Here is a 22,015-nt window from a genome sequence, read left to right as displayed (position 1 = left end):
TTATAGCTTCTCATATAAAGGAAATTGACTTGTAAGACTTTCTACTTCTTGCCTTACCTGGTCTAAAATAGTGTGATTATTATGGTTAAGCAGAGCTTTGATAATCAATTTTGCAATCTGTTTACTTTCTGCTACACCCATTCCACGACTAGTAATAGCTGCGCAGCCAATCCTAATTCCAGACGTTTTAAAAGGGGATAAGGTCTCAAAAGGAATTGCATTTTTATTTAAAGTAATATTAACACTGTCAAGTAGATTTTGCGCTAGCTTACCATTTTCAACTGCCCCTCTTACATCAATAAGAAAAAGGTGATTATCACTGCCACCTGAAATAAGACGGAAATGCTTGTCTTCCCTAAAAATTTCTGCCATTGCAGCTGTGTTAGCAATAACATTTTGACAATATTCCTTAAAGGCTGGGTCAAGGGCTTCTTTGAAGGAAACAGCTTTAGCAGCAATAACATGCTCTAAAGGACCCCCTTGTAAACCAGGAAAGATTGCTGAATTTATTTTTTTAGCAAGGTCCTCATTGTTCGTTAGGATAAGTCCACCACGAGGTCCTCTCAAAGTTTTATGGGTCGTAGAGGTTGTTATATCTGCATAAGGAAGTGGATTAGGATGTAATCCAGCTGCTACTAGACCTGCAATATGAGCCATATCTACCATGAGATAAGCTCCAACTTGATCAGCTATCTCTCGAAATTTTTTAAAATCAATGAAGCGAGAATAAGCTGAAGCTCCCGCCACAATTAATTTGGGTTGAACTTCTTTAGCCTGTACCAAAATAGCATCATAATCTAGCATTTCTGTATCTTTATCAACTGTGTAACCTACAAAATGATAGGTTTTCCCTGAAAAATTGACAGCTGATCCATGGGTTAAATGTCCGCCCGCAGAAAGGTCCATTCCCAAGACAGTATCACCAGGCTCTATAAGCGCCATATATGCTGCAGCATTGGCCTGACTACCTGAGTGAGCCTGAACATTGGCAAACTTAGCGCCAAAAAGCTCCTTAGCTCGTTCAATAGCTAAGTTTTCAACCACGTCAACACATTCAGTACCACCATAATAACGTTTACTAGGATAGCCTTCAGCATATTTATTAGTCAAAACGCTTCCTTGAGCTTTCATTACAGCTTTTGAAACAAGGTTTTCCGAAGCAATTAATTCAATGGTTTCTTCTTGTCTTTTTTCTTCGGCATGAATAGCATCCCAAAGTTCTTTATCAAATTCTTGGTAGTTATCTTTATCAAAAATCATTTTTTCTCCTAGCTATCGTGTGCATATTTAAAAACTTATTTCTGGTAAAACTTCCTTAATATCTTCCTTAGTAATGAAACCCTGTCTTAGAATCTTTGCTCTTTTACCAGATAAATCTAATATGGTTGAATCTTGACCTGTCAGTGCAGTGTCATCTGCATAGCCTTCTATTTGTTCTTCAAAATGAGTTACAATATCAGCATAGACCTTACCACTTTCACTACCTGAAATATTTGCCGAAGGTCCAATGAGGGGACCTGTATGTTTAATAATCTTAGTAGTTATAGGATGTTTAGGAAAGCGAAAACCAACCGTACTTTTACCAGAATTAATCCAGGATGGAACTGCTGAGTTGGCTTTTAAAATAATTGTTAATGGCCCAGGTAAAAAGTGATCAAAGAGGGTTTTAAGATAGGCTGGCTGATCTTTTGAATAGTCCAAAATGGTTTTATAATCAGCTACATTCAAATTCATAGCCTTATCTCGAGGCCGTTTTTTTAAGTGATAAACATGATTAACAGCAGCCTCATCTAAAGCACTTGCAAAAATACCATAGACTGTTTCTGTTGGTAATAGCAGAGCACCACCGGATCTTATGATTTCTTCAAGTTTTTTTGTCATCAACTGCAACCATTCTATCCTTTCCAAAATAATCCTTTATCACCCTGACTCTTTTTTCTGGAAAATTATTCTTAAGTAGTTCTAGGATTACATTTGCCTGTTTATAGCCTATCTCAAAGTATAATTTACCATTTGTATTTAAATACTGGCTAGCTTCTTCAATAATTTTTCTATAGATAGCAAAGCCATCTTCCTCAGCAAATAAGGCTAAATGAGGTTCTGAGGCTAAAACATTTTGTCCTACCTCCATTTGATCCTTTATATCAATATAAGGAGGATTTGACACAATAATATCAAAAGTTCCTAAAATAGAACTAAAAACATCTGACTCAAAAAAAGAAATATCCATTTGGTAATCATTAGCATTTTCTCTAGCAAGTGCTAATGCATCTGATGAAATATCTGATGCATTCAGAATCCATTGGGGTCTTTCTTTTTTGAGACTAATTGCAATAGCGCCACTACCTGTTCCAATGTCCAAGACACGTAGGCTTTCTTTTCCATTTTCTTTAAGAATCAATTCAACCAATTCTTCTGTTTCAGGTCTTGGAATAAGCACTCTCTCATCAACCTTTAAAGTCAAATCTCGAAAATAGGCTTTCCCTACAATATATTGAGGGGAATGAAAACGTTTAAGTTGAGCCATAATTTCCTTGAACAGCTGCAAATCCTCAGAACTTACTTCTTTGTTTTGGTGAAGGAGATAATCTAAGTGTGACCACTTTTTCATTTCACGAAAAACATAGGCAAGATTCTCCTTATCCTCACCTATCTCAGATAAAAGGTTTTCATATTGGCTAATTAATGTTGCATAGTTCATTAGTTATTTAAAGATTCTAATTTTTGTGTTTGATCATACATGATTAAGGCATCAACAACTTCATCTAATTTTCCAGATAAAATGGTATCAAGTTTTTGTAGAGTCAAGCCAATTCTATGGTCTGTTACCCGATTTTGAGGGAAATTATAAGTTCTGATACGCTCTGAACGATCTCCTGTACCAACAGTTGACTTACGTTCTGCATCTTGTTCATCTTGAGCAATTTGAGCAAAGTGATCAGCCACGCGCGCACGAATAATCTTCATGGCCTTATCTCTATTTTTTTGCTGCGTCCGTTCTTCTTGCATCTCCACTTTAATATTGGTTGGAATATGTACCATACGAACAGCTGTAGCTACTTTATTGACATTCTGTCCGCCAGCCCCTGAAGCATGATAGATATCAACACGTAAATCCTTTGGATCAATTTCATATTCCACATCTTCTATTTCAGGCATTACCAAAACAGTAGCCGTTGATGTGTGAACACGACCTTGACTTTCAGTTACAGGCACACGTTGAACACGATGAGCACCTGATTCATACTTTAACTTAGAATAAACTGATTGGCCAGAAACCATGGCTACGACTTCTTTAATACCGCCAACACCATTATAAGAAGCCTCCATAACCTCAAAACGCCAACCCTGGCTCTCAGCAAATTTTTGATACATATCTAAGAGATCACCAGCAAAAAGTGCCGCTTCATCCCCACCGGCAGCACCTCTAATTTCAAGAATTATATTTTTATCATCATTAGGATCTTTAGGTAATAATAAAATTTTTAATTTCTCTTCATATTCTTCTTTACTTGCCTTAGCTTCCTTTAGTTCTTCTTTAGCCATTTCTTCTATATCAGCATCGCCATCAGATTCCCTAATCATCTCCTCAGCATCAAGAATTGCCTGAAGAACTTCTTTATATTTTTTATAAGTAGAAACCGTATCTCTAATGCTAGCTTCTTCTTTTGACAGTTGCATAAAGCGTTTTGTATCAGTAACTACTTCTGGATCACTTAGTAGTTCTCCCAATTCTTCATATCTATCCTCTACGGACTGCAATTGATCATAAATATTCATCTTTTATTAATGTCTCCTTCTTCTCTTATACCTTACCTTAACATCTCTTAGTCTTTAGTTAATGGAGGGTGGAAATAATGCTTGCGACAAACTGGAATATAGGTTTCATTTCCCCCGATTTGAATTTGAGCACCTTGATATACAGGTTTTCCATTCTCAGTTCTTAAAACCATGGTTGCTTTTTTACTACAATACTGACAAATTGTTTTAATTTCTTCAATCTTATCTGCTAATAGAAGTAAATATTTAGAGCCTTCAAAGAGCTCGTTTTGAAAATCATTTTTTAAACCAAAAGCCATGACGGGTACCTGTAAATCATCCACAACTCTAGCTAAATCATAGACATTTTGTTTGCTTAAAAATTGACACTCGTCTATTAAAATACAATAAGGCTTAAAATCCAAGCCCTCAATATAAGCAAAGATATCCATATCATCTGAAATAGGAACAGCCTCTCTTTTCATCCCAATTCTACTTGAAACAATTCCAAAACCATCTCTAGTATCAATGGCACTAGTCATAATAACAACTGGCTTATCTTGCTCCTCGTAATTATGTGCCACCTTTAAAATTTCAATTGTTTTACCTGAATTCATTGTCCCATACTTGTAGTATAATTGAGCCAAAATAGAGTTCCTACCTTCTTTAGTTATCCTATCTATTTTATCATACTTGTCTCTTTTTGGGTATCAGTATCCTTTAGAATTACTATCTTAAACCTTAGTCCTTCTTCTAGTAGACAACCGATACAAAAGGTAGTAGCTATCAATTAAAACCCAAACATGTTAGAATAAATAAAGAACTAAAAGGAGGTAGACATATGCCCTTTATTAAAATTGATTTATTTGAAGGCCGTAGTCAAGAACAAAAAATCGAGTTAGCCCGTGAAGTGACTAATGTAGTCTCTCGGATTGCCCAAGCTCCCAAAGAAAATATCCATGTTATTATTAATGACTTACCCGAAGGAAGCTATTTCCCTCATGGTGAGATGAAAAAGAAATAAACTTATTTAAATAAAAAGGTTTGCTTTTAGCTGACCTTTTTGACTTCAATTCCCTAACTGATATCTAAGCAATAAATTCAGGAGAACATTATGTTTGTAAATCATCACTTAAAAATGATGGGGACCCTCATTGACATTCAAATTGATTCAAGTCGTGCTAACCAACAATTAGCTACTGTCTGTCAACTCTTTGAAGAATATAACAAGAGATTCAGCGCAAATGATGAGACTTCCGAATTGATGGAAATTAACCAAGTAGCTGGAAAAAAGCCTGTCTTAGTGCATCCTGACTTATATGAACTCATCAAAATTGGTAAGGAACATAGCCTAGCTGTGCCTAGTAATCTTAATATTGCTATTGGCCCTTTGGTCCAAAGCTGGCGCATCGGATTTCCTGATGCTAGTCTTCCTAATCCTAGTCTTATCAAGGACAAATTGAGTCTTACCTCTTGTCAGAATATCCTATTAGATGATAAAAAACAGACTGTCTATTTAGAGAAAAAAGGTATGAAATTAGATTTAGGTGCTCTAGCAAAGGGTTATATTGCTGATAAAATTATGGGATTTCTAATTAAGGATGGCATACAGTCAGCCCTACTTAATCTTGGTGGAAATGTCCTTGTGCATGGGGAAAATACCAAACGAAAAGATAAACATTTTTATGTTGGCATTCAAGAGCCTGGAAAAAAAAGAGGAGACCATCTAGGTGTTCTAAAAGTACAAAATCAGTCTGTAGTAACTTCAGGAATCTATGAAAGACAATTTAAATTAGCTGATCAAACTTACCATCATATTTTTGATAGACAGACAGGCTACTCCATTAAAACAGATATGGCTAGTCTAACAATTGTAGCTGATACTTCTTTAGATTGTGAGATCTGGACTAGTAGATTGTTTGGACTGGATACCCAGACTGTCTACCAATTCTTAAATGAGCTTCCTAACATTGAAGGTGTTATTATTACTAAAGATAAGAAAGCCCTGATCACTCAAGGATTACAAAAGAAGTTTCAATTTTCATATCATTAAAATACCCCAAAAGTTAGCTCTCAACCTAACTTTTAGGGTATTTTTTATCTGCTTGCTTTTTATTTTTTTCACTTTTGTTGTTTATTAAAGATAAGATTTAAGACAACTGCTACTACTGTTGAAATTACAATACCATTTGTTAAAAACATATTAGCTGTAGTTGGTAAACTATCAAATAACTTGGTCCCGTTAAAGCCAACCCCTGTTGAAATAGAAAGAGCAGCAATAATAAAGTTATGCTCATTAGTTTCAAAATCAACGCGATTAAGCATCTGAATGCCTTGAAGAGCAACCATACCAAACAAGACTAACATAGCCCCCCCTAGAACTGGGTTAGGAATAATTTGCGCTAAAGCTCCAAATTTGGGTAATAAACCAATAATCACAAGAAAGAGTGCTGTATAGTAAATAGGACGACGTGTCTTAATTCCAGATAAACGAACCAAACCAACATTTTGTGAGAAACCTGTGTAAGGGAAAGTATTGAAAATACCACCTAATAAAACTGCTAAACCTTCTGCACGATAGCCATTTCTAAGACGTTGACTATCAAGTTTTTCCTGAGTAATATCAGCCAGAGCCAGATAGACTCCTGTTGATTCAACCATTGATACAATCGCAATAATACACATCATCACAATAGAAGTTAGTTCAAACTTGGGAGCTCCGAAATAAGAGGGAGTTGGAACATGCAACCAAGGGGCATCTATGACTGCAGAAGTTTCTACCAATCCGATGAAAGCAGCTAAGACCGTACCAGTAACTAGTCCAATTAATATAGCAATAGACTTTATAAAACCACTTGCAAACTTTTGAACTATAAGAATCACAAGTATGGTCATCATTGATAAAATGAGACTTTGACCTGTTGGCTTGTCACTGTTATTTCCCATATTACCAATAGCTACTGGGATAAGGGATAAACCAATAGTCGTAATAACCGATCCTGTCACAATAGCTGGAAAGAATCTAGCTACTTTAGAAAAGATACCTGCAATTAAAATAACAAAAATACCAGATGCAATCAGGGCTCCAAACATAGCTCCAGAACCCTGCTTAGCTCCAATAATGGATAAGGGTGCCACCGATTGGAAGGCACAACCTAAAACCACAGGTAGCCCTACACCAAAATACTTATTAAACTGTAATTGAAGATAGGTAGCAAGGCCACACATAAAAATATCAGTTGAAATCAGATAGGTTAATTCCTTAGCTGAATAACCTAGTGCTCCTGCAATCATTATTGGTACAAGAATAGAACCTGCATACATTGATAATAGATGTTGCAAGCCTAGGATAGCTGATTGAGAATGAGAATGTTCTGTCTTTGTAGACATTATGCGTCTGCCTCCATAAAGTTTAATTTGCCATCATTGAAATTCTTAATGCGAGCAAGTGAAGTCACTTCAATTCCTTCATCTTCCAGCAATTGACGACCGGCTTGAAATGATTTTTCAATAACAATTCCAATCCCAACAACCTCAGCACCTGCTTGACTAATAATATCTACCAAGCCTTTGGCTGCTTGACCATTGGCTAAAAAGTCATCAATAATAAGCACCCTGTCTTTGCTTGTTAAGAATTTTGCAGAAATTGATACTGTGCTCGAAACTTGTTTTGTAAAAGAATATACTTGAGCAGTTAAAATATCTTCTGTCATGGTAATATTTTTATGCTTCTTAGCAAAAATCATAGGAACATCTAGTTCTTCTGCTACATAGATTGCTGGTGCAATTCCTGATGCCTCTATTGTGACAACTTTGGTTATTCCCCTATCGGCATATTTTTCAGCTAAAACCTTACCAATTTCTTTCATCAGTTTAAAATCAACTTGGTGGGTTAAAAAGCTATCTACCTTTAAAATATCCTTGCCTAAAACATTTCCATCTTTAAGCATACGTTCTTCTAGTAACTTCATCAAATCTCCCCCTTATTAAAACCAAAAAAGCCTGCTGCAAAACAAAGAGACTTATCCCTTTATTTTGCAAGGTTTACAAACCAAGCAAGCTTTTAAGCTTACCTATTGTTAGACATTCCGGTGCCTTGTAGAAACACTGTGCCAATCCACAGTATAAATAAGTAGTAATCTATAATTTTTTGTATTTATCATATTGTAACACTATTTTTAGTTTTTGCAATAACTTATTCTTAAATAGAGTCCCCATTCCAGATTGAATTTTTAACAATCACATAGTCTACTCGTCTTAGAGCATCAATATCTTTTCCACCTGCATAAGAGATTGATGATTGTAAATCTTGTTGCATTTCAGTCAATGTATCTGACAAATAGCCTTTGGTTGGTAAAAGAATCTTTTTACCTTCAACATTTTTTCGCTCTCCTTTTTGGTATTCTGATGCAGAGCCAAAATACTCTTTAAAGGTTTCTCCATCTTGTTCAATTGTTCTGCCCGGACTTTCAACATGTCCTGCAAATAATGATCCTATCATCACCATTGTTGCCCCAAAACGGATAGACTTAGCAATATCACCATGAGTTCTAATGCCTCCATCAGCAATAATAGGTTTTCTAGCAGCCTTACCACACCATCTGAGAGCAGCTAATTGCCAACCACCTGTTCCAAAACCTGTTTTTACTTTAGTAATACACACCTTGCCGGGTCCAATCCCTACCTTGGTTGCATCTGCTCCTGCATTTTCTAGTTCACGAACAGCTTCAGGCGTACCAACATTTCCAGCAATTACAAAGGTTTTAGGTAGTTCTTTCTTAATGTGTTTAATCATTCTTATAACACTATCAGCATGTCCATGAGCAATATCAATAGTGATAAACTCTGGAGCATCTTCTTTTAGCGAACTGATAAAGTCATATTCATAATCCTTTACCCCAACAGATATAGAAGCAATTAAACCTTCTTGATGCATTCTTTTAATAAAGGGTTTACGACTAGCTTCATCAAAACGATGCATAATGTAAAAATAGCCTTCTCTAGCCAATTGTTCGGCAATTGTTTCATCGATAATTGTTTGCATATTAGCAGGTATAACTGGCAACTTAAAATGATAATCTCCTAGAGTTACACTCGTATCAGCCTCAGAGCGACTATTAATAATACACTTGTTAGGAATAAGTTGGATATCCTCATAATCAAATACAGGCATGTCGTTAAACATTTGTTTTTCTCCTTTTACAGGCAATTGCCCATTATCATCTAATGGATCAAAGGCTTTTATTAAATGACCTTCCTATAATCTCTAAAGAGACATCGCTAGGTAAAAACTTACCCTTCCTTAAATCATCCTAAACTTTTGTTTCTATTTTGTCAAAATTCAAAAACTTTTTATATGGAATGTTCGTTTTCTAAAGTTTCTTTATTCTAATAATACTTTTGTAACTAAGTTTTTATTCTTTTTAGGAATAAAAAAGGACTTAGTCTTTAGAGAACAAAACTAAATCCTTCTTATAAAATCATCTTACAGCTTAATGAGATATTAGTTTTTCCTTAAGAAGATAATCACGCGCTACTTTACTAGCATCTTTACCTTCTACTGAAACCTTATAATTCATTTCTTGCATTTCTTTCTCACTTATTTTACCAGCTAGTTGATTAAGAATCTTTCCAATTTCAGGATGTTTTTCTAATAAGGTTTTTTTCATCAAGGGAGCCCCTTGGTAAGGAGGAAAAAGGTGCTTATCATCTTCTAAGACCTGAAGCTTATATTTTTTTAATTCAGCATCTGTTGAATAAGCATCTGTTAACTGAATATCTCCTGATACGATAGCCTGATAACGCAAGGCTGGTTCCATAGTTGAAACTGATAAATTCAAGCCATAGAGGTCTTGAAGTCCTTTATTACCATCTTGACGATCCTTAAATTCTAAGGTAAAACCTGCTTTTAATTGAGTTTGGTATCTTTGTAAATCAGAAATCTTAGTAATGCCTTTATCCTTAGCCAAGCTTTCTGGTAAAGCAACCGCATAGGTGTTTTGATAAGCAAAAGGTTTTAATAAAACTAGATTATCTTGTTTTTCAATTCCTTCTTTAGCTGCCCTATAAACCTTTTTAGGATCATTAGATAATTGAGGTTTGTCTTTAAGCAGACTTGAGGTAATGGTTCCTGTAAACTCAGGATAAATATCAATGTTACCTGATTTAAGGGCTTGATAAAGGAAACTTGTTTTACCAAAGTTTGATTTAACCTCAACCTTTAAGTCTGACTGATCTTCAAGTAACTCTTTGTAGATATTAATAAGAATTTCTGGCTCTGCGCCTAGCTTACCAGCTATGACAATCGTATCAGTTTTCTTAGAAAATGACTTTATAATACTAGGTGTATAAGAAAATAATAGGGCAAAAACAATCAGAGTAAAGCCTAAGATAATTTTCTTTAGGGAAGCCTTTTCTAGATACTGTAAGATAGTATTAAATAAGATAGCTAATAGCGCCGACGAAATAGCACCAATCAGAATTAAATTAGTATTATTACGATCAATCCCTAGGAGAATAAATGACCCCAGGCCACCAGCTCCAATTAAGGAGGCTAAGGTTGCAGTACCAATAATCATTACAGCTGAAGTCCTAACCCCAGACATAATGACAGGCATAGCAATAGGAATCTCAAATTTTTTCAGCCTCTCCCATTTAGTCATCCCAAATGCCGTTCCAGCTTCTACCAAACTAGGCTCAATACCATTTAATCCTGTAATGGTATTTTGAATAATTGGGAAAATGGCATAAATAACGAGAGCACTCACTGCAGGCACTGTTCCAATTCCCATTAAAGGAATGAAAAGCCCTAACAAAGCAAGAGATGGAATGGTTTGAAAGATACCAGTAATTTGTAAAACAAGGTCTGACCATCTTTTACTTTTGCTCAACAAACTAGCTAAAGGAATACCAATCAAAATAGCAATTAAAAGTGAGACGAGAGAAATTTGTAAATGTTCTACTAAGGCCCTTGTCCATTCAGCGAATCGTTCTTGAAAAGTCATTATCAAACTATTCATAATCATCACCTCCAAATAGACTGGCAACGAAATCATTTACCGGCTTAGCCATTATGACTTCAGGTTTATCCATTTGGATGATTTGACCTTGGTCAAGTATGGCAACTCGTTCTCCTAATTTAATAGCTTCTTTAATATCATGAGTCACAAAAACGATTGTCATATCAAATTCTTTATGCAAATCAAGCATTAAATCCTGAAGTTGTTTCTTGGAAATAGGATCTAAAGCTGAAAAAGGTTCATCCATAAGAAGAATTTTAGGATGTGAAATAATAGCTCTAACAATGCCAACACGCTGCTGTTCACCACCTGAAAGGTCGCTAGGATACCTATCCATATAATCTTCTGGTACAAGTCCAACCTTATTCAAAAACTCTTTTGTTTTTTCTTTGATTTCTTCCTTTGACCAGGCTTTCATTTCAGGAATAATTGCAATATTCTCAGCTACAGTTAAATTAGGAAATAAGGCTATTTGTTGTAAAACATAACCAATAGATAATCTCATTTCTCTAAGATCTAGGTCTTTTTGAGATTCATTATTTAGTAAAATCTCTCCGGCTGTTGGCTTGATTAAGCAATTGATCATTTTTAAGAGGGTTGTTTTACCTGATCCACTTGATCCAACTAAAACAAAAAACTCTCGATCATTAATCTGAAAACTTTCTTCTTTCAGTACAACTGATTCTCCAAATTTTTTAGAGACATTATTAAAACGTATCATAACTTCTCCATTTCCTTTGCTAAGGAAGCTGTGTATTTTTTCAAAAGAAAGACCAAGGACTCTCTTTCCTCTTCTTCTAGTTGCAATAAGGCTTTCATCTCAAGAGCCTCCAAAGGCTCCACAATGGTTTTAACTAATTGCTTACCTTCCTCAGTAAGTAAAACTAATTTTTGCCTCCTATCAGCTGGATCTGCTTTTAAGATGATATAGTTCTTTTTTAACCAGTTTTTTATTGTGGTATTGACCACCTGCTTTGTTGCAAGGGTCTTTTCAACTAAAAACTTTTGTGAAACACCATTTGGATTGTAATAAATCCAAAGTAAAATTTGAAAACTTCTTCCTTGAAGATAGTGTTTCCTAGAATAGTTCTCATAGATACTTCTTTGTTGGTCTAATAATTTAAAAATAGACTTTGATTGTTCTTCTAGTTCTGTCATTTTTCTCTCAACTTTAAATTACATTTAGGAACTTTTCTTCTATCATAAAGACATATAAGCCCTACTAATAAGACATCAACAGCCAATAGGATAGTTTTTTAAAAGGAAGAAAAAAACTTCTTAATGCTCCCATCATTATAATATTGCGCTTTCAATAAGTCAAACATTTTAACTATACCTTCAATAATAGTCATAAATACCTAGTATTCTCATATCCTCTCCTTAAGAATAGACGCATTAATTGCTATTTAAAACTTTTCTCGTTATCATAGGAATATGAACAAGAATATCTATAATATTTTAGCTATTAGAGAAAAAGATAGCTTATTTCAAACTTATTTCTATGAAAAAATACAAGAATACTATGGAAGTCTTTTTTCCCTAAACATAGTTGAAGACATACCTACTCAGAGCGATATTTCTGGAAACTACCAAGGTATTTTTACTTTTACAAGAGCTAATTTTTCGCTACCTACCCTAAGATTTTCTGAAAAAGCTGAGGAAAATTGCTTCCTTATTACTGAGGACTTATTCAAGGAGGCATCTTACATATTGGAAATGAGCCAATTATTAAGTCAATTCTATCAAAAGCTTAATTGGAACTGGCTAGATTACTATCCCTATCAAGTTCGTATTGCGGATTCAAAAGGAAAGTTCATCATCCATAATCAGCAATTTAATGGAAGTTTCTTTACGGATCACGAAAATCAGTTAGAAACTTGGATTTATGAAGAATTTAAGAAATCTAAGCAACCCCTAGTTAGGCACTTTCTCCTAGCAAATGCCTCTTTGGATCATATCTATTTCCAGTCTTATTATGCACTTAGAGATCAGCAAAATAACTATTTAGGAAGTTTTGATATTGTTCAAGATTTCAAACCCATCTTAGCTCAATACTTAGAAGAAACTGCACAGGTAATTGTTGGCTGGTCAGATGTGACATCAGGTCCCTCTATCTCTGACGATATTTAAAATATTTCATTTAGGCTGAATATATTTTGCAGACTTTTTGAGCATGCAAAAACTCCCTAATATCTTTAAAAGATCTGAGGGAGCTCCATTTACTATCTTTATCATTAAAAAAACTAGAATTTAGTATCTCTATAAACTGGTTGAGGTCCATAGCTTTGTGAGACAGGCATCATCTCAATTCGATTAATATTAAGGTGAGCTGGTTGTGCAATAACCCAAGAAACCGTGTTAGCAATGTCTATAGGTCTGATGGCATGCGCTCCCTCATAAAGAGATTTCACTCGCTCCTTATCCCCTTTAAAACGGACTGAGGAAAACTCGGTACCTTCACAAAGGCCAGGCTCAATATTAGTCACACGAATATTTTTTCCAGCCACGTCAGCTCGCAAGTTTAAGGAAAATTGTTTAACGAAAGCCTTGCTTGCACCATAGATATTTGCTCCAGGATAAGGGATGGTACCTGCAGTTGATCCTAGATTAATAATGGTACCTTTATTTCTTTCTATCATTTGAGGTAATAGCTTATGCGTCAAATAAGTCAAACCTACAATATTGGTATTTATCATGGTTATCCAGTCATCAAAATTAGCTTCATAGGCTTTATCTAAACCTAGAGCTAAGCCAGCATTATTGATTAGAATATCAATTTTTTGCCATTTTTCAGATAACTGTGATAAGGCAGCATCAACAGTGGATCTGCTTGAGACATCCATTTGTAGAGCATAAAAATGTTCAGAACCAAACTGTCTTTCAAGTTCTTTTAATTTCTCCAGTCGGCGTGCAGCCCCGATGACCTTATAACCATCACTGACTAATTTAGCTACAATGGCTTGTCCAAAGCCTGCAGAAGCTCCTGTGACCAATACTATTTCTGACATTCTGCTCTACCTCCCTATATCTTTCTTAGCTGAAAAGCCATCTGAGCTGATGGCTTTTTGTATGATTAATCTAAAGTGCCCAAAGCTTGAGCAGCTGTAATAATACCTAGTTTATAAATATCCTCAGCGCTTGAACCACGTGATAGATCATTTACAGGTTTATTTAAACCTTGTAGGATTGGTCCAATAGCATCAAACATGCCTAGACGTTGAGCAATTTTATAGCCAATATTTCCAGACTGTAAATCTGGGAAAATAAAAGTATTTGCTTGGCCTGCTACGTTTGAATCTGGTGCTTTGATAGCTGCTGTTTCAGGAACAAAAGCTGCATCAAATTGTAATTCTCCATCTAGTGCTAGATTTGGATTTAGATCTTTTGCAATTCTTGTTGCCTCAGCTACTTTCTCAACTTGTGGTGCTTTACCACTACCCTTAGTTGAAAAACTTAGCATAGCAATTTTAGGGTCAATATCAAAAATGGCTGCTGTTTCAGCTGTATTAACAGCAATTTCAGCTAGTTCTTGAGCACTTGGGTCAATATTAATAGCACAATCAGCAAAAACATAACGTTCGTTAGTATTTTCACGGTTCATCAAGAAAACACCTGAAGTACGTGAAATACCTGGTTTGGTTTTAATAATTTGAAGTGCAGGACGAACAGTATCAGCAGTTGAATGGATAGCACCGGATACCATACCATCAGCCAAGCCCATTTTAACAAGCATTACACCAAAATAATTGACATCTCTAAGCAGTTTATCAGCATCTTCAAGACTTGCTTTTCCTTTACGAATGTCAACAAACTCAGCCTTCATTTTTTCAAAATCTTGGTAATCTTCAGGATTAATAATGATATAATCTTGATCAGCAAAGCCTAATTGTGCTAGTAATTCTCGGACTTTGTCAGCTTCTCCTAGAATAATTGGCTCAGCCAAACCTTCAAATTTAAGACGAGCAGCAGCACGGACAACGCGTTCATCATTTCCTTCTGGAAAAACAATTTTTACGTTCTTACCTACTACTTTTTCTCTTAGACCTCCAAATAAACTTCTGATACCCATTAGTTTTTATACCTCACTTCTTTTTTTCTGTAAATCCATGATAACTTCCTCAAAGTCATCTGTCAAATTTAATTTATAAATGCTTTCATTTTTCGTAAAAGGATTATGAAAAGCCAAATAATGACAATGCAAAGCTTGTCGTTGAATACCTAAGTCTAAGCGACCTCCATAAAGATCATCTCCCAACAAAGGAAAACCAATGTGAGAAAAATGAACTCTTATCTGATGGGTCCGGCCTGTATGTAATTTTATATCAACTAAATGAACATTTTCAGGATAGCTAGCAAGGACTTTATAGCTTGTTCTAGCATATTTACCCATAGGGTCAACAGTCCTTGTTATAATACTATCTTTTGACCTGCCAATAGGTTCAACAATGTCTCCTTCAGCAGCAAGCTCTCCACTACCTGAAACCAGTGCTAAATAATGTTTTTCAATGCTTCTTTTTTGTAGTTGCTTATCTAATCTAGCATGGGCATAGCCGTGTTTAGCAAAGAGCATTAAACCACTGGTATCTCTATCTAGTCTTGTAACAATATGCACTTGTTTATTAGGGTAATTTTTTTCTAAATAATAAGCCTTAATAAAGTTAGCAATTGTATTGGAATGATTGACACTAGGAATACTGGCATAGCCAACTGGCTTATTTAAAATTAAAAAATGTTCATCTTCATAAACAATATCTAAGGGATGGGAAATAGGAGTTAACTTTTCAAAAGCTTCTTCATCGGGTATATGAATCGTTACTCTATCACCAATATCTAAGAGATAAATAGCATTTTCTTCTCTATCATTAACAAGAATGCTTCCACCCTTATATTTAACTTTAGCAAGTAAATTTTTTGAAACATCATGACCCTTTAAAAGCGTTTTAACCTTGGTTTTCTTGTCTGCTATAAAATCAAACCTCATGATTCTATTTCCCCAATAAAAGCATCTTTAACCCGTTCCCAAAAACTGGTATGACTGGGGGTTGAAACAAAATTAATGTTTTTAGCATCGATAAAGTACTCAAGCTTAGTAACATTTTTCAGATTATAGGTCTTATTATCAATAGAAATGGTATAAATTCCCATCCTTTGAGGCACTATCTCTATTTTATCTTTTTTAGGGATGATTAAAGAAGAGCCTACAGTTCTAAAGATAAGGTTATTTAAACTTGAAATTTCAGTCAATTGCAGAGCTTCAATTGTTGGATGTAATATAGAACCTCCTAAAGATTTATTATAGGCTGTACTACCTGTTGGAGTTGAAACTAAAATACCATCTCCTCGAAAGCTTTCAAATTTAACATTGTTTATAATCACATCTGCAACCATTGTTTTTTCAATCCTTTTAACAGTTGCTTCATTTAAGGCTCTCGCTTTAATAACTCTCCCATCGTCTAAGGTTATGACAACCTTGAGAATCGGATAAGAAATTTTCTCTCCCTTATCTGTTCGTAAATTTTCTATCAATTTATCAACTTCAAAATCACGATAATCGGTATAAAATCCCAGATGACCTGTATGAACACCAACAAACCGAACTCTGTCCAATTCTTTTTCATACATATGAAAGGCTGATAAAAGCATGCCATCTCCACCAATGGAGATTACAATATCTGGATTTTTCTTTGAAAGATAAAAATCAGGATCATCTTTAAAAACTGAAAACAGTTTTGAAGCCACACGTTTACTTTGGTATTTTCCATTAGCTATTATTGCTACCCGAGTAGTCTTATCTGTATAATTCATCTGTGTCATCACTGTTTCCTACACCATCACTAAAATTACGACTGCCTGGGTCAAACAATAGTTGGGCTTCGCGTATATCCTCACGTATTTTTCTCATTTCTTCATCAAGTTCTAAAGCAATTTTACCAGTAGTAGATAGTCTTGTTTTTATTTCTTCAGGAAACTCTCCCTTATATTTATAGTTAAGAGAATGTTCAATAGTAGCCCAAAAGTTCATAGCCAGTGTTCTAATTTGAATTTCAGCTAAAACTTTTTTTTGACCTGCAATTGTTTCCACAGGATATTCAACAACGACATGATAAGAACGATAACCACTTTCTTTCATGTTAGTTATGTAATCACGCTCGTAAACAATTGTCATATCTTCTCTTTGACGAATAAGGTTAAGAACTTCCTCAATATCATCAACAAATTGAACCATGACTCTTAAACCAGCAATGTCATGAATGTCTTGGACAATATTTTCATCCAAAACACCTCTTAAAAGCATCTTTTCTCTAATACTTTCAACTGACTTAACACGTCCTGTTACGAATTCTATTGGTGAATAACGGTTCTGTTTTCGGAATTGCTTTCGAATACCCCGAAGTTTTATCTTTAATTCACCTACTGTTTGTATATAAGGATCTAAGAATTCTTCCCAATCTAAAGGCACACTACTACTCCTTTCTTGTCAAACAAATTACTTTAATATAAAATTGAAATAACAACTTATTATAGCATAAAATACCCCTAAAAGGAATGTTACATGTCTGAACTTGAAATCGAATTTAAAAGCTTGCTTACTAAAGATGAATACCAACGTTTACTTAAACAAATGTCGCACATCAAACCCATTAGCCAGACAAATTATTATATAGATACCCCAGATTATGCTCTCAAAGCTGCTCATATGTCACTACGAATCAGGACCCTTCAATCTAAGGCTGAGATGACCTTAAAGGTACCTGAAGAAAATGGAAATCGTGAGTACAATCTCTCACTTGAATTACAAGAAGCCAAAGATCTTATTGCTAGTTGTCATATTCCTGATTCTCCTGCTCTAGACATAATGAAAAAGGCGGGTATTCCCCTTTCTCAATTAAGAAATTTTGGTTCCTTAACTACCATACGTCGTGAAAGTATAACTCCAATTGGTAAAATGGCTCTTGATTACAATCACTATCTTTCCACTATTGATTATGAATTAGAACTTGAGGTTGATAACCCCCTAAAAGGCCAAGAAGACTTTCATAACTTCTTATCTGAAAATAAGATTGCATTCAAATATGCTAAAAGTAAGGTCGCAAGATTTACAAAAGCACTTTATAAAGACAAGAATTAATAGAGATAGAAACTGCATTTTTTCTCTTTTTTTGTTAAAATAGTCTTGTATGAGTAAGCAAGGAGTTTCTATTCAAATAGCAACTCTCTATAAAAAGCAAGGAGCAAACATTTTCATGACTCAAGATTATGCTGATAAACAAATCAAACTGTTTTCACTAACTTCCAATCTTCCTATTGCTCAGAAAATTTCTGAAGCTTCAGGTATCAAACTTGGTAAGATTTCATCACGTCAATTTTCAGATGGTGAAATCATGATTAACATTGAAGAAACAGTTCGTGGTGATGATATTTATATTATCCAATCTACCAGCTTCCCTGTAAATAATAATTTATGGGAATTATTGATAATGGTTGACGCCTGCAAACGAGCTAGTGCTAATACTGTAACCGTTGTCCTTCCCTATTTTGGCTATTCTCGTCAAGATCGTGTAGCTCACTCTCGTGAGCCTATTACAGCAAAACTTGTAGCAAACATGCTAACAAAAGCAGGAATTGATAGGGTTGTTACTTTAGATTTGCATGCCGTACAGGTTCAAGGTTTTTTTGATATACCTGTTGATAATCTTTTCACTGTTCCTTTATTTACAGAACACTATGCACAAAAAGGTTTAGTTGGTGAAGATGTGGTAGTGGTTAGCCCTAAAAATTCTGGTATCAAAAGAGCAAGAAGCCTGGCAGAGCACTTGAATTCTCCTATTGCAATTATTGACTATGCTCAGGATGATTCTGAACGTGAAGAAGGTTATATTATTGGAGATGTAGAAGGTAAAAAGGCCATCATTATCGATGATATCTTAAATACTGGTAAAACCTTTGCAGAAGCCGCTAAAATTCTAGAACGTGGCGGTGCAACTGAAGTTTATGCTGTCGCAAGTCATGGTCTTTTTGCTGGAGGCGCAGCTGACGTATTAAATGCTGCACCAATTAAAGAAATCCTTGTTAGTGATTCTGTAAAAACAATCAATCCTGTCCCTCAAAAAGTTACCTACATTTCTGCTAGTGACCTTATCGCGGAGGCTATTATACGTATCCATGAAAGAAGACCACTAAGCCCATTATTCTCTTATCAAGCAAATGAAAAATAAAAATCATGTCTATTTTGACAACGCTGCCACCACTTCCTTGACTGAACCTGTTATTAAAGTAATGACAGAAACCATGGGTTCCATCTTTGGTAATCCTTCTAGTGTTCACTTTTTTGGCCGCCAGGCTAGTCAACTCCTCAGAGACTGTAGGCAAACAATTGCTCAGTCCTTAAATGTTCCCGGCCAACATATTATTTTCACTTCTGGTGGAACTGAAAGTAACAATACAGCCATAAAAGGATATGCCCTTGCTAACCAAACAAAGGGTAAACATATTATCACTACTACTATTGAGCATCACTCTGTTTTAAATACTGTAGCCTATTTAGAAAAAAATTTTGACTTTGAGGTAACTTATATCAAACCTAAAAATGGTTTGATATCCGCACAAGAGATTAAAGAGGCTTTAAGAACAGATACTATTTTGGTTAGCGTCATGGCAGCTAATAACGAAACAGGTGATTTATTACCTATTGAAGAAATAGGTCAGATGTTAAAAAATCATCAAGCTGTTTTTCATGTTGATGCTGTTCAAATAATTGGAAAACTTCCTTTTTATCCTCAAAGCTTAGGCATTGATTTACTATCTGCTTCTGGACATAAATTTCATGGTCCAAAAGGGGTAGGCTTTCTCTATAGTAATGCTATTACTTTTGATCCCTTACTACATGGCGGTGATCAAGAAGAAAAAAGACGGGCAAGCACTGAAAATCTTATTGGCATTGTAGGTATGAGTCAAGCCTTAAAAGATGCCTATGAGAATATGGATGATAATAATAAGCTTATCCAAAAAATGTATGATGCCTTACTAGGGCATCTAGAGGGTATGGATTATTACCTTAATAAAAATTTGGATTCCTTGCCCAATGTTGTTAATATTGGATTTCCAGGCCTTCAAAATGATATTTTACTAACACGCCTTGACTTAGAAGGGATTGCAGTTTCTACTGGTTCAGCCTGTACTGCAGGAACTGTTGAACCTAGCCATGTCTTAGAAAGTTATTTTGGCAAAGATTCTTCAAGGCTAAAGGAATCTATTCGTATTTCATTTTCTGAACTCAACACCTTAGAAGAGATTCTGCTATTAACAAAACATCTTAAAAAAATTATTGGAGGTTCAAATGGCATTTGAAAAAGAAATTGCCCTAAAAGATTGCAATTATCGCTATGCAATAAATCCGTCAGTTAAAAGATACACACTAAAAGATACTACTTTTTCAGAAACTAAATTGGGGCATTACGAACTAAGTAGACTCTTAGAAGAAGTTCCCAATTCAGGTGAAGGTTTCCTTTTAAAAATTATTATCCATAAGGACTTAACTTCCTTTAAATTAACTATTACTGATAAGTCTGGCTTAAGACTTGTTAATATTTTCAAATCTGAAAAGCATAAAATCTTACAAGATAAATTTTATTTCCTCATGAATAGCTTAGTAGAAAGAAATATCTTTACCAAAGAAGCTAACGCTTAATTTCCTTAAAAAGCTTATGAAGAAATAGATGTAAACTAAAAATCATTAGCTAGTTTTCTAGTTAGTGATTTTTTTAGCTTAATTAATGGCTAATTCTAGCTAAAAAAGTTGCGTTTTTCACAAACTATCTGATACAATGGTAATAGAAATTATTACAGTAATTAATTAAAGGAGCTCTAAATCAATGGCTATTGACAAATCAATTCCAAAGGCAACTGCAAAACGTTTATCACTTTATTATCGTATCTTTAAAAGATTTCATGCTGATCAAATTGAAAAAGCCAGTTCAAAACAAATTGCTGACGCTATGGGAATTGACTCTGCGACTGTTCGTCGTGACTTTTCCTACTTTGGAGAATTAGGTCGTCGTGGATTTGGTTATGATGTAAATAAACTGATGAACTTTTTTGCTGATCTCTTAAATGACCACTCTACCACTAATGTTTTACTTGTAGGATGTGGTAATATTGGACGCGCCTTACTCCACTACCGTTTCCACGATCGTAATAAAATGCAAATTGCAATGGGCTTTGATATTGATAGCCACCCTATGGTAGGGACAGAAACTTCTGATGGTATACCTATCTATGGTATCTCTACAATCACTGACCATATTAAAAAAACGCAGATTGAAACAGCTATCTTAACAGTGCCTAGCACTCAGGCTCAAGAAGTTGCTGACCAATTGATTGAAGCAGGTATTCGTGGAATTTTAAGTTTTTCACCTGTTCATTTAAATGTACCTAAAGGTATTATTGTCCAGTATGTAGACCTTACTAGTGAACTGCAAACTTTATTGTACTTCATGCACCAATCACATTAACAAAATAGACAGTAGAATTACGGAGGGATGATGAAAGCGCCAATTATTGGAATTACTACTAATCAAAAACATAATGCCTCCCCAGAAGGCTTGGCCTGGATTTATAGTCCATCTTCTTTTATACAGGCTGTTTTAAAAGCTGGTGGTACCCCTTTACTTCTACCTATTGCTGATGAAAAGGCTGCCGATACCTATGTCTCCTTAATAGACAAACTTATCTTAATAGGTGGCCAAAATGTTGATCCTAAATTTTACCATGAAGAAAAAAGCATTATTACAGATGATTTTTATCTTGAAAGAGATATTTTCGAAATGGCTCTGATTAAAGCTGCCATTAAGCAAGGTAAACCTATTTTAGGAATTTGTCGCGGAACACAATTAATGAATGTCTACTTAGGTGGTAGCCTAAACCAGGCTATTGAAAATCATTGGCAATTAGAACCTATAAACGTTGTCACTCATCAGATAACAATTAGTCCTACTTCTGTTCTCCAACCTATCTACGGAGAAAAAACAATGGTTAATTCATTTCACAGACAAAGTATCAAAGAATTAGCTAAAGATTTAACTGTTATTGCAACAGATAGTGAAGATGCTACCATTGAAGCTGTAGTAGCTCATACCAGCAAACTTTCTTTTTTGGGTGTTCAGTGGCATCCAGAACTTACCCAAGTTAGTCGTGAAGAAGATATTGCGCTTTTTAGGTATTTTATAAATGAGTTTTAA

25 protein-coding genes and 1 riboswitch are annotated in these 22,015 nt (G+C 35.0%); of the genes, 9 read left to right on the top strand and 16 right to left on the bottom strand.

Translation table 11 applies throughout. The features are described from left to right. The 5 genes from glyA to A3GU_RS0102335 are packed head-to-tail and all read right to left on the bottom strand — an operon-like array spanning position 1 to position 4,406. Positions 1-1,260, bottom strand: a complete 1,260-nt coding sequence (gene glyA / locus A3GU_RS0102355) for a serine hydroxymethyltransferase (RefSeq protein ID WP_018365937.1) — start codon at positions 1,258-1,260, stop codon at positions 1-3. A 27-nt stretch (positions 1,261-1,287) separates the two neighbouring features. Further along, positions 1,288-1,881, bottom strand: a complete 594-nt coding sequence (locus tag A3GU_RS0102350; protein WP_018365936.1) for an L-threonylcarbamoyladenylate synthase — start codon at positions 1,879-1,881, stop codon at positions 1,288-1,290. Next, positions 1,865-2,701 (bottom strand): peptide chain release factor N(5)-glutamine methyltransferase, encoded by an 837-nt coding sequence (prmC, locus tag A3GU_RS0102345; protein ID WP_018365935.1) that lies wholly within the window; start codon positions 2,699-2,701, stop codon positions 1,865-1,867. The genes A3GU_RS0102350 and prmC overlap by 17 nt, the downstream gene beginning before the upstream one ends. Then, entirely contained in the window at positions 2,701-3,780 is a 1,080-nt protein-coding gene (gene prfA / locus A3GU_RS0102340) for a peptide chain release factor 1 (protein WP_018365934.1), read from the bottom strand. Before prfA ends, prmC begins: the two co-directional genes overlap by 1 nt. Positions 3,781-3,827: 47 nt before the next feature. Further along, the gene (locus A3GU_RS0102335) at positions 3,828-4,406 is read right to left on the bottom strand and encodes a thymidine kinase (protein ID WP_018365933.1); all 579 of its coding nucleotides are present in this window, start codon (positions 4,404-4,406) and stop codon (positions 3,828-3,830) included. A gap of 194 nt (positions 4,407-4,600) precedes the next feature. Between A3GU_RS0102335 and A3GU_RS0102330 the strand changes: the two genes are divergently transcribed. Continuing rightward, on the top strand, positions 4,601-4,783 hold the full coding sequence (locus A3GU_RS0102330) for a 4-oxalocrotonate tautomerase (protein ID WP_018365932.1): 183 nt from the start codon (positions 4,601-4,603) through the stop codon (positions 4,781-4,783). A gap of 90 nt (positions 4,784-4,873) precedes the next feature. Continuing rightward, positions 4,874-5,812 carry an FAD:protein FMN transferase gene (locus A3GU_RS0102325; protein WP_018365931.1) on the top strand — a complete coding sequence of 313 codons (939 nt, stop codon included), beginning with the start codon at positions 4,874-4,876 and terminating at the stop codon, positions 5,810-5,812. Positions 5,813-5,880: 68 nt separating this feature from the next. Here A3GU_RS0102325 and A3GU_RS0102320 read toward each other — a convergent pair whose 3' ends face one another. The 6 genes from A3GU_RS0102320 to A3GU_RS0102295 all read right to left on the bottom strand — a co-directional run bounded on the left by A3GU_RS0102320 (position 5,881) and on the right by A3GU_RS0102295 (position 11,936). Further along, the gene (locus tag A3GU_RS0102320; RefSeq protein WP_018365930.1) at positions 5,881-7,149 is read right to left on the bottom strand and encodes a nucleobase:cation symporter-2 family protein; all 1,269 of its coding nucleotides are present in this window, start codon (positions 7,147-7,149) and stop codon (positions 5,881-5,883) included. Next, positions 7,149-7,730 (bottom strand): xanthine phosphoribosyltransferase, encoded by a 582-nt coding sequence (locus tag A3GU_RS0102315; protein WP_018365929.1) that lies wholly within the window; start codon positions 7,728-7,730, stop codon positions 7,149-7,151. Before A3GU_RS0102315 ends, A3GU_RS0102320 begins: the two co-directional genes overlap by 1 nt. An 85-nt stretch (positions 7,731-7,815) precedes the next feature. Next, positions 7,816-7,911: riboswitch (purine riboswitch) on the bottom strand. 49 nt (positions 7,912-7,960) lie between these two features. Beyond that, positions 7,961-8,944 (bottom strand): GMP reductase, encoded by a 984-nt coding sequence (guaC, locus tag A3GU_RS0102310; protein ID WP_018365928.1) that lies wholly within the window; start codon positions 8,942-8,944, stop codon positions 7,961-7,963. Positions 8,945-9,251: 307 nt separating this feature from the next. Then, positions 9,252-10,778, bottom strand: a complete 1,527-nt coding sequence (locus A3GU_RS0102305; protein WP_018365927.1) for an ABC transporter permease/substrate-binding protein — start codon at positions 10,776-10,778, stop codon at positions 9,252-9,254. After that, entirely contained in the window at positions 10,771-11,499 is a 729-nt protein-coding gene (locus A3GU_RS0102300) for an ATP-binding cassette domain-containing protein (RefSeq protein ID WP_018365926.1), read from the bottom strand. The genes A3GU_RS0102305 and A3GU_RS0102300 overlap by 8 nt, the downstream gene beginning before the upstream one ends. Next, positions 11,496-11,936, bottom strand: coding sequence for a MarR family winged helix-turn-helix transcriptional regulator (locus tag A3GU_RS0102295; RefSeq protein ID WP_018365925.1), 441 nt, complete (start codon positions 11,934-11,936; stop codon positions 11,496-11,498). Before A3GU_RS0102295 ends, A3GU_RS0102300 begins: the two co-directional genes overlap by 4 nt. Positions 11,937-12,212: 276 nt before the next feature. On the opposite strand from A3GU_RS0102295, the gene A3GU_RS0102285 reads away from it, so the two are divergent. Continuing rightward, a complete protein-coding gene (locus tag A3GU_RS0102285; protein ID WP_018365923.1) occupies positions 12,213-12,908 on the top strand; it encodes a hypothetical protein in 696 nt (231 codons plus the stop codon). 113 nt (positions 12,909-13,021) lie between these two features. Here the strand turns inward: A3GU_RS0102285 and A3GU_RS0102280 are convergent, their stop codons facing one another. The 5 genes from A3GU_RS0102280 to yjbM form a co-directional block, all read right to left on the bottom strand. Then, on the bottom strand, positions 13,022-13,786 hold the full coding sequence (locus A3GU_RS0102280; protein WP_018365922.1) for an SDR family NAD(P)-dependent oxidoreductase: 765 nt from the start codon (positions 13,784-13,786) through the stop codon (positions 13,022-13,024). Between the two features lie 65 nt (positions 13,787-13,851). Continuing rightward, entirely contained in the window at positions 13,852-14,847 is a 996-nt protein-coding gene (gene pta / locus A3GU_RS0102275) for a phosphate acetyltransferase (protein ID WP_018365921.1), read from the bottom strand. 6 nt (positions 14,848-14,853) lie between these two features. Then, the gene (locus A3GU_RS0102270) at positions 14,854-15,759 is read right to left on the bottom strand and encodes an RluA family pseudouridine synthase (protein ID WP_018365920.1); all 906 of its coding nucleotides are present in this window, start codon (positions 15,757-15,759) and stop codon (positions 14,854-14,856) included. Continuing rightward, positions 15,756-16,592, bottom strand: a complete 837-nt coding sequence (locus A3GU_RS0102265) for an NAD kinase (protein WP_018365919.1) — start codon at positions 16,590-16,592, stop codon at positions 15,756-15,758. The genes A3GU_RS0102270 and A3GU_RS0102265 overlap by 4 nt, the downstream gene beginning before the upstream one ends. Beyond that, the gene (gene yjbM / locus A3GU_RS0102260) at positions 16,567-17,238 is read right to left on the bottom strand and encodes a GTP diphosphokinase (RefSeq protein WP_018365918.1); all 672 of its coding nucleotides are present in this window, start codon (positions 17,236-17,238) and stop codon (positions 16,567-16,569) included. The genes A3GU_RS0102265 and yjbM overlap by 26 nt, the downstream gene beginning before the upstream one ends. A gap of 93 nt (positions 17,239-17,331) precedes the next feature. Here yjbM and A3GU_RS0102255 point away from each other — a divergent pair, with 93 nt between their 5' ends. From A3GU_RS0102255 to A3GU_RS0102230, 6 genes are all read left to right on the top strand, one after another. Next, positions 17,332-17,907, top strand: coding sequence for a CYTH domain-containing protein (locus A3GU_RS0102255; protein WP_018365917.1), 576 nt, complete (start codon positions 17,332-17,334; stop codon positions 17,905-17,907). Between the two features lie 115 nt (positions 17,908-18,022). Then, positions 18,023-18,994: a ribose-phosphate diphosphokinase gene (locus A3GU_RS0102250; protein ID WP_018365916.1), complete on the top strand. Its 972-nt coding sequence runs from the start codon at positions 18,023-18,025 to the stop codon at positions 18,992-18,994. After that, entirely contained in the window at positions 18,984-20,126 is a 1,143-nt protein-coding gene (locus A3GU_RS0102245; RefSeq protein WP_018365915.1) for a cysteine desulfurase family protein, read from the top strand. The genes A3GU_RS0102250 and A3GU_RS0102245 overlap by 11 nt, the downstream gene beginning before the upstream one ends. Continuing rightward, positions 20,116-20,466, top strand: a complete 351-nt coding sequence (locus A3GU_RS0102240) for a DUF1831 domain-containing protein (RefSeq protein ID WP_018365914.1) — start codon at positions 20,116-20,118, stop codon at positions 20,464-20,466. Before A3GU_RS0102245 ends, A3GU_RS0102240 begins: the two co-directional genes overlap by 11 nt. 184 nt (positions 20,467-20,650) lie before the next feature. Then, positions 20,651-21,289, top strand: a complete 639-nt coding sequence (locus tag A3GU_RS0102235) for a redox-sensing transcriptional repressor Rex (RefSeq protein WP_018365913.1) — start codon at positions 20,651-20,653, stop codon at positions 21,287-21,289. Positions 21,290-21,319: 30 nt separating this feature from the next. Further along, the gene (locus A3GU_RS0102230; protein ID WP_018365912.1) at positions 21,320-22,015 is read left to right on the top strand and encodes a gamma-glutamyl-gamma-aminobutyrate hydrolase family protein; all 696 of its coding nucleotides are present in this window, start codon (positions 21,320-21,322) and stop codon (positions 22,013-22,015) included.

Origin of the sequence: Streptococcus didelphis DSM 15616 (assembly GCF_000380005.1) — a bacterium.
In the GTDB taxonomy this organism is placed as follows: Bacteria; Bacillota; Bacilli; order Lactobacillales; family Streptococcaceae; genus Streptococcus; species Streptococcus didelphis.
The sequence above is the reverse complement of the archived record's forward strand: the minus strand, read 5'-3'. Positions and strand labels throughout refer to the sequence as shown.